1 pseudogene is annotated in these 275 nt (G+C 69.1%); it reads right to left on the reverse strand.

Annotation, left to right across the window (positions count from 1 at the left end):
* Positions 1–275: pseudogene (locus HA43_RS18570) on the reverse strand (VENN motif pre-toxin domain-containing protein); the annotation flags it as partial.

The raw sequence follows: 275 nt of genomic DNA on the forward strand, positions 1-275 counted from the left end.
TCAGCTGCGCCGCCTGCAGCCGGTTCTGCTCCCTCTCTTTATCGAATATCGGCGACAGCGTCTGGTTCGCGTGCGCGGCGTCGCGGCTCAGCCCGCTCACGTCCTGCGACTGCTTATCTCCGTCGCGAATAACCAGCGCGCCCCCGCTCACCGCCGCCTTCGTCAGCGAGCTGCCGCTGCCGCTGTGGTTCGCCCCCGTCAGCAGCCCGTTCGCCATGTTCCCCGCAAACTGGCCGCCGATGCTGCCCCCGGTGCTCACGCCCGCGCTCTGATGC

Origin of the sequence: Pantoea eucrina (assembly GCF_002095385.1) — a bacterium.
GTDB classification, from domain to species: domain Bacteria; phylum Pseudomonadota; class Gammaproteobacteria; order Enterobacterales; family Enterobacteriaceae; genus Pantoea; species Pantoea eucrina.